4 protein-coding genes, 5 tRNA genes and 1 other RNA gene are annotated in these 7,072 nt (G+C 68.6%); 9 read left to right on the top strand and 1 reads right to left on the bottom strand.

The window, feature by feature from the left end:
- From D7V88_RS36835 to ffs, 9 genes are all read left to right on the top strand, one after another.
- On the top strand, positions 1 to 2,873 hold a 2,873-nt coding region (locus tag D7V88_RS36835), incomplete at its 5' end, for a tetratricopeptide repeat protein (RefSeq protein WP_120545255.1).
- A 143-nt stretch (positions 2,874 to 3,016) separates the two neighbouring features.
- A complete protein-coding gene (gene serS, locus D7V88_RS36830; RefSeq protein ID WP_120545254.1) occupies positions 3,017 to 4,297 on the top strand; it encodes a serine--tRNA ligase in 1,281 nt (426 codons plus the stop codon).
- 126 nt (positions 4,298 to 4,423) lie between these two features.
- A tRNA-Ser gene (locus D7V88_RS36825) sits at positions 4,424 to 4,510 on the top strand.
- Between the two features lie 42 nt (positions 4,511 to 4,552).
- Positions 4,553 to 4,642 (top strand) — tRNA-Ser (locus D7V88_RS36820).
- 28 nt (positions 4,643 to 4,670) lie between these two features.
- Positions 4,671 to 4,747 (top strand) — tRNA-Arg (locus tag D7V88_RS36815).
- A 23-nt stretch (positions 4,748 to 4,770) separates the two neighbouring features.
- Positions 4,771 to 5,238: a tRNA adenosine(34) deaminase TadA gene (gene tadA / locus D7V88_RS36810; RefSeq protein ID WP_120537858.1), complete on the top strand. Its 468-nt coding sequence runs from the start codon at positions 4,771 to 4,773 to the stop codon at positions 5,236 to 5,238.
- 6 nt (positions 5,239 to 5,244) lie between these two features.
- Positions 5,245 to 5,331: transfer RNA gene (locus D7V88_RS36805), tRNA-Ser, on the top strand.
- Between the two features lie 13 nt (positions 5,332 to 5,344).
- Positions 5,345 to 5,431: transfer RNA gene (locus D7V88_RS36800), tRNA-Ser, on the top strand.
- Positions 5,432 to 5,454: 23 nt separating this feature from the next.
- Positions 5,455 to 5,547: signal recognition particle sRNA small type (gene ffs / locus D7V88_RS36795), an RNA gene on the top strand.
- Positions 5,548 to 5,630: 83 nt separating this feature from the next.
- On the opposite strand, the gene D7V88_RS36790 is transcribed toward ffs, so the two are convergent.
- Positions 5,631 to 7,064: a glycosyltransferase family 39 protein gene (locus tag D7V88_RS36790; RefSeq protein WP_120545256.1), complete on the bottom strand. Its 1,434-nt coding sequence runs from the start codon at positions 7,062 to 7,064 to the stop codon at positions 5,631 to 5,633.
- Positions 7,065 to 7,072: the final 8 nt, after the last annotated feature.

Here is a 7,072-nt window from a genome sequence, read left to right as displayed (position 1 = left end):
ACCTGGAAGCGGACCTCTCCGCGCCGCTGCCGCCCCCGCCCGCCGCGGGGCCCACGGACGGCCTGGAGATGCTCAGCTTCATCGACGACGCCTCCGGCAAGGAGCCCGGCGGGCGCATCCAGGTGAAGCGCTTCCACGTGCGCCGCCGCTCCGGGAAGATGTTCGGCCCGTTCGAAGAGGGCGTCATCGTCAAGATGCTCGAGGACGGCCAGCTCCTGGGCAACGAGGACGTCTCGTCCGACTCGGAGAGCTGGTCCGCCATCGGCACGGTGCCCATCTTTGCCACCGCCATCCAGCGGCTGATGGAGGGCCCCTCCAAGGCCATCCCCGTCGCGACCTCCGCGGCCCAGCCCGGCTCGGAGACGGCGGGCGGCACGGAGCCCGCGAACGGGCAGGCCAGCATGGAGCGGCTGCGCCAGCTCTACGAAGGCCGCATGGCCGCGGTGTCCGTCGTGGACCGCAGCGCCGCCGACCTCAAGTGGAAGAAGCGCATCCCCTACCTGGTGGCCGCCGGCGTGTCGGTGCTCGTGCTGGGCACGGGCCTGAGCTTCGAGGCCAGCCGCTACGGCGCCTTTGGCCGCCACAAGTTCTTCCCCGCCAGCGTGTCCTCGGGTTCCCCCCAGGCGAAGCTCGTGGCGGAGGCGAAGCTGGGCCTCCTGCGGGACACGTACGCCAGCTACCAGGAAGCGCGCGACAAGAGCGCGCAGGTGCTCAAGGGCAAGGAGTACCCGGAGGTCCGCGCCCTCTGGTGCCAGTCGGTGGCCTACCTCCAGCGCCGCTACGCCGCCGCGGAGCGCGCCGACCTCGCCAACTGCGACAAGCGGATGGAGGCCATCGGGCTGCTGGGCGAGAAGAACGTGGAGGTCATCAAGACGGCCGCCGGGCTCGCGCTCAATGCCCGCAAGGGCGCGGACGTGCAGGCCCGCCTGCAGGACGCGTACAGCCGTGAGGACAACCAGGGCGACCTGGAGTTGGCCTTCCTCCTGTCGGACGCCTACGCACAGAAGAAGGACAACACCAATGCCATCGCGACGCTGAAGAAGGTGCTGGAGCGGGACGCGAAGTCCGCCAAGGCCCACCACGCGCTCGGAAACCTCTACCAGGCGGCGGGCAAGGCCGACGAGGCCGCCCAGGCCTACGCCGCCGCGCTGCAGGCCGACCCGCAGCACGCCGCGTCCGCGGTGGAGCTGGCCGCGGTGGAGCTGCTGGTACGCAAGGCGAACATTGAGCAGGGCGCCCAGGCCGTGGAGAGCGCCCTGAAGCTCCAGAACGAGCTGGGGCCCGCCGAGCGCGCCCGCGCCCGTGGCCTCAAGGGCGTGGCCCTCTTCCAGCAGTTCAAGCCCAAGGAGGCGGAGACCGAGCTGAAGGAGGCCCTGAAGGACAACCAGGACTCCACCTTCATCAAGGCGCAGCTCGCCCAGGTGCTGCGCTCGCAGCGGGACTACGACGGCGCGCTGCCCCTCTTCGAATCGCTCGCGAAGGAGGACAACGCCAACCTGGAGTACGTGGACGGCCACATCACCTCGCTGGTGATGACGGGCAAGATGCAGGACGCGCTCACCGCCGTGGAGGCCGCCAGCAAGGGCTTCCCCAACGAGGCGCGCATCGCGTACCTCTTCGGCCGCATCGAGGACGCGCTCGACAAGCCCGTGGACGCGGAAGGCCACTTCAAGCGCGCCAACGCCGCGGATCCGAAGCTCGTGGACGCGGGCCTCTACCTGGGCCGCCTGTACCTGCGGCAGCACCGCAACGCGGACGCCCGGGCCCTGCTGGAGGCCGCCGCGAAGCAGGCGCCGGACCACGCGGGCGTGCACGCGGGCCTGGGTGAGCTGGCGCTCGCGGAGAACAACAGCCTGCTGGCGCAGCAGGAGTTCGACCGCGCCGTGCAGTTGGACCCCAACCTGGCGGATGCCCACCTGGGCCTGTCGCGCGTGGCGCTCCTGGGCGGCGACGCGACCCGCGCGGAGACGGAGGCCAACCGCGCCCTGGAGTTGGATCCGCACCTCTTGAAGGACGGACGGCTGCAGCGCGGGCTCGTGCTCTGGCGGCTGCACCGGCTGGACGAGGCCGCGGCGGAGCTGGAGAAGGCCAAGCAGGAGGACCCCCGCTCCACCACCACCCCCATCACCCTGGGCGCGGTGCTGCTGGAGAAGGGCGATCTGCCCGGCGCGGAGAGCAACCTGGGCCTCGCGCTGCGCAACGAACCCTCCAACCACGAGGCGCTCTACTACCTGGGCCTCGTGCGCGCGAAGCGCTCCGAGTACACCCAGGCGCTCGACAGCATGAAGAGCGCGGTGGAGCGCGCGCCCAAGCGCCCGGACTACCACTACGCCTACGGCGTCATCCTGCGCGACGCGAAGAAGCTGCCGGAGGCCGTGGAGCAGTGGAAGGCCGCCGTGGAGTTGGACGCCAACTACGCGGACGCGCACGAGGCCCTGGGCCACGCGTACCTGGAGAAGGCGGACTTCGACGGCGCCATCGCCTCCTTCGAGGCCGCGCTCAAGGCGGATCCGCAGCGCACGCGGGTGATGGGCGCCATCGGTGACGCGCTCTTCAACGCCGCGCGCTGGGACGACGCCGTGCGCCGCTACCAGGCGGCCATCAAGGCGGACCCGAAGCTCACGTACGTCTACTACAAGGTCGCGCGCGCCTTCACCGAGCAGGCCCAGCACGCCAAGGCCATCGACTGGTACCGCAAGGCCACCGCCGCCGAACCCCAGAACCCGCAGCCGTTCTACTACCTGGGCTTCGCCTACAAGGAGCGCAACAAGCGCAAGGACGCCATCTCCGCCTTCAAGGAGTACCTGGTGAAGAAGCCGGACGCGGCGGACAAGAAGGACATTGAGGACGAAATCTACGACCTCGAACACTGACCGGCCCCCCCGGGCAGGCCTCCGGGCCCGTCCCCAGGGGACACGGCGGTCAGTCCGGGGGCCAGGGTGCGTCCATCCGTGAGCACGCCGGGCGTGGTGAGCCTTGCCGGCCCACGCCCGGGATGACTACAAGGCGGGCCCCTATGCTGGACCTCCGGAACGTTGCGCAGAACTTCGATGCTGTCGTCGCCCGACTGAAGACGCGGGGCGGCAGCCTGGACCTCGGGCCCTTCCAGGCGCTGTTCCTGGAGCGCCGCGACCTCTACGTCTCCATGGAAGCGCTGGCCGCGCGTCGCAACGCCGCCAACGACGAGATGAAGCGCAAGGCGAAGGAGGACCCGTCCGCGATGGAGAAACTGCGCGGCGACCTGCGCGGCGTCTCCCAGGAGATAAAGGAGAAGGAGTCCCGCCTCAAGGAAGTGGAGGAGGAGCTCAACCGCATCCTGCTCCTCATCCCCAACGTCCCCCATGAGTCGGTGCCCGTGGGCACCAGCGCGGACGAGAACGTCCAGGTGAAGGCCTGGGGTGAGAAGCCCAACCTGCTCTTCACGCCGAAGCAGCACTTCGAGCTGGGCGAATCGCTGGGCATGCTCGACTTCGAGCGCGCCGCGAAGGTGTCCGGCAGCCGCTTCACCTTCTACAAGGGCGCGCTGGCGCGGCTGGAGCGCGCGCTCGTCACCTTCATGATCGATGTGCACACGCAGAAGGGCTACACGGAGCTGTTGCCGCCCTACTTGGTGTTGCGCGAGACGATGATGGGCACGGGCCAGTTGCCCAAGTTCGAGGACGACGCCTTCAAGACGTCCGGCGAACCCGAGCGCTTCCTCATCCCCACGGCGGAAGTGCCCGTCACGAACTACCACGCGGACGAAATCCTGGAGGGCGACCAGCTCCCCATCCGCTACTGCGCCTTCAGCCCGTGCTTCCGCGCGGAGGCCGGCGCCGCGGGGCGCGACACGCGCGGCCTCATCCGCCAGCACCAGTTCCACAAGGTGGAGCTGGTGAAGTTCGCCCATCCGGAGAAGAGCCTGGAGGAGCTGGAGGCGATGACGGACGACGCGTGCGACATCCTGCGCCGGCTGGGGCTGCACCACCGCGTGATGCTCTTGTGCACCGGGGACATGGGCTTCGGCGCGCGCAAGACGTACGACATCGAGGTCTGGCTGCCGGGCCAGGGCGCGTACCGGGAGATTTCGTCCTGCTCGGACTGCGGCGAATTCCAGGCCCGCCGCGCGAAGATCCGCTTCCGCGCCCAGAAGGGCGACAAGCCCCAGATGGTGCACACCCTCAACGGCAGCGGGCTGGCCGTCGGGCGCACGAGCATCGCCATCCTGGAGAACTACCAGCGGGAGGACGGAAGCGTCGCCATCCCGGAGGCGTTGGTGCCGTACATGGGCGGCCTGAAGGAGCTTCGCCCCCTGTAGCGCGCGAAAAGATGGGGCCCCGTCAGGAAAAGGGGCCAACAACCATCTTGCACGCGAACCGAAATGATGTAGAAGGGCGGCCCCACGGGCGCGGTTGGCCAGCGGGGAACCGTCGGCACAAGATGTGGAGGCGTGGCCGAGCGGTTGAAGGCAGCGGTCTTGAAAACCGCAGAAGGTGAAAGCCTTCCGTAGGTTCGAATCCTACCGCCTCCGATTTTAGACTTGAGTTTCGTGGTTCTTTGACAGAGAAGAGTTGGAGAGATGGCCGAGAGGCTGAAGGCACAGGTTTGCTAAACCTGCATACTCGTAAGGGTATCGAGGGTTCGAATCCCTCTCTCTCCGCCAACTGTTGTAAGCAGCACCGGAAGACATTGCTCCCTTAGCTCAGCTGGATAGAGCGTCGGACTACGAATCCGAAGGCCGGAGGTTCGAATCCTCCAGGGAGCGCCATCTTCTTTTGTGGCGCAGGACTCATGAGTGATGACATCGCTTTCATGCAGCAGGCACTTGTGCTCGCGCGGGAAGCAGCTTCACTCGGAGAAGTACCCGTCGGTGCGGTAGCAGTGCTGGACGGAAACGTCGTGGGCACGGGCTTCAACCGGCGCGAATGCGACCGAAACCCCTTCGCCCACGCAGAGATGCTCGCGCTGGATGCCGCTGCGAAAGCACGCGGTGCCTGGCGACTCTCTGGCGTCACCCTGTACGTGACGCTGGAACCGTGCGCCATGTGCGCCGGCGCGTTGGTGCAGTCTCGCGTCACCCGGCTCGTCTTTGGTACGATGGACCCCAAGGCGGGCGCGGTCGGTTCGCTGTACAATCTCGTAGAGGAGCCGCGACACAATCACCGGCTCCAAGTGACAAGCGGCATCCTGGCGGAGGACTCTCGCCAGCTTCTCAAGACGTTCTTCGAGCGCTTGCGCGCGAAGCGACGTGAAAACTGAATACTTGGAGAGCTGGCCGAGTGGTCGAAGGCACCTGACTCGAAATCAGGCGTACCGGTAACGGTACCGTAGGTTCGAATCCTACGCTCTCCGCTCCATTGTCCTTGGAGAGGTGGCCGAGCGGTTGAAGGCACACGCCTGGAACGCGTGCATATCTGAAAGGGTATCGTGGGTTCGAATCCCACCCTCTCCGTTGTTATCTTCAGAAGTACTGAGTTTGTGGTCGGGACAACGTGGGGGCGCGAACCCCGCCAGGTCCGGAAGGAAGCAACGGTAGCGTACTTCCGCGTGTGTCCCGGCCGTTCTGTTTTGACATGAAGCGCCGGTGTCCCTTCTAGGGACACCGGCGCTTCTGCTTTGCGGGCAGGCCCTCCCCTGCCCGGCCCCTTCGCTCAGTCGCGGACGAGGATGGTTTCTCGCTCCACCTGGTGGACGATGCGGAAGCCGGCGGCCTGGAGTTCCGGCAGTGCGCGGCCCTCGAAGGAAACGGCGCGGTTGAAGGTGGGGTCGCTCATGGACGCCCGGAAGGCCGCGTCGCGGGGCCAGTCGCAGGTGCGCCAGGGGATGTTCCGGCCGATGTAGAAGAACCCCCCGGAACCCCACAGGCCCTCGTTGACGATGAGGAGCCCCGTCGCGTCCCCCCGAGTGGCCCGGACGATGGCGCGGAACTGGTCCCGGCGCAGGTCCTGGGAGGGGTAGCCCTGGGGGTTCACGAAGCCCAGCCACAGCGAGAGGGACGCCAGCACGCCCCTCGGCAGGGGCCGCTGGAGCGCCATGATGGACGCGGCCAGTTGGGACGCCGCCGCGAGCAGGCCCAGCACCAGCGCCGGGTAGAGGAAGCGCTCCTCCTTGTGCGGCGTGGCCAGCAGGACGGCGGTGTAGACGGCCGCGCACGTGAGCGGCAGGGACAGCGTGCGCCAGCGGAGCAGCGGCCCCAGGGACAACGGCAGGGCGGCCCAGGCCCAGAGGGGGACGGCCCGGAGCAGCGGCTGCCAGTAGAAGTCCGGCGGCGACGCGCCAAACGCGGCGGCGGCTTCACCCGACAGGACGTTGTAGCGCACGTAGGCCACGAACGAGTGGAAGGGCGTGCCCCAGGTCCCCCAGTCGAGCAGTCCCAGCCCCAGCGCCACACCGGCCCCACCCACGCAGGTGAAGGCGAACAGGCGCCACCGACGCGCCACCAGGAGCCAGCCCAGCGCGGCCAGGACGAAGAGCGCGGACGGGTAGCGCGTCACCACCGCGAGCCCCAGCGCCAGACCTCCCATGAGCCCGGCGCGCCGGGTCCTTGAAGCCGTGCCGGTGTCCGGCCGGTCCAGCGCCTCCATGGCCACGAGCAGGAAGGACGCGGAGACGGACTCCGACAGCGTGCGTCCGGCGAAGAGCAGCACCGGACCGCTCAGCCCCAGCAGCAGCACGGCGAGGGCTCCTCCGGAGTGCCCGGCCCTGCGCTCGGCGAAGCGGTACACCGCCCACAGGCTCCACGCGTGCAGGGCGAACTGGGGGAGGGCCACCACGCCCCGGTAGACGCGCGGGTCGGTGATGCCGAACACCTGCGACAGCTTGAGGAAGGCGGCCAGCACTCCGGGGAAGGCCCAGTTGCGCAGGCCCTCGCGCCACTCCCAGGCCAGCACGCCGTAGCCGTGCACGCGCCACCACGCGGGCTCCAGGGCCTGGAAGACCTCGTCGGGGTGGATGCGGCCCAGCTCGCGCACCGCCACGACGATGGGCACCAGCGCCACGGCGAGGAGGCCCAGCAGTTCCAGGCTCCCGGGCGGCCCCGTCCGAGGGGGCTCGACGTCCGGAGGAGGAGGTTCCGGGGGCGACAGAAGCGTGT

Source organism: Corallococcus terminator (genome assembly GCF_003611635.1).
In the GTDB taxonomy this organism is placed as follows: domain Bacteria; phylum Myxococcota; class Myxococcia; order Myxococcales; family Myxococcaceae; genus Corallococcus; species Corallococcus terminator.
The sequence above is the reverse complement of the archived record's forward strand: the minus strand, read 5'-3'. Positions and strand labels throughout refer to the sequence as shown.

Bases quoted from the DNA above. Each gene is read 5' to 3' on its own strand.
- serS (WP_120545254.1), top strand. From the start codon at position 3,017: ATGCTGGACCTCCGGAACGTTGCGCAGAACTTCGATGCTGTCGTCGCC.
- tadA (WP_120537858.1), top strand. From the start codon at position 4,771: ATGAGTGATGACATCGCTTTCATGCAGCAGGCACTTGTGCTCGCGCGG.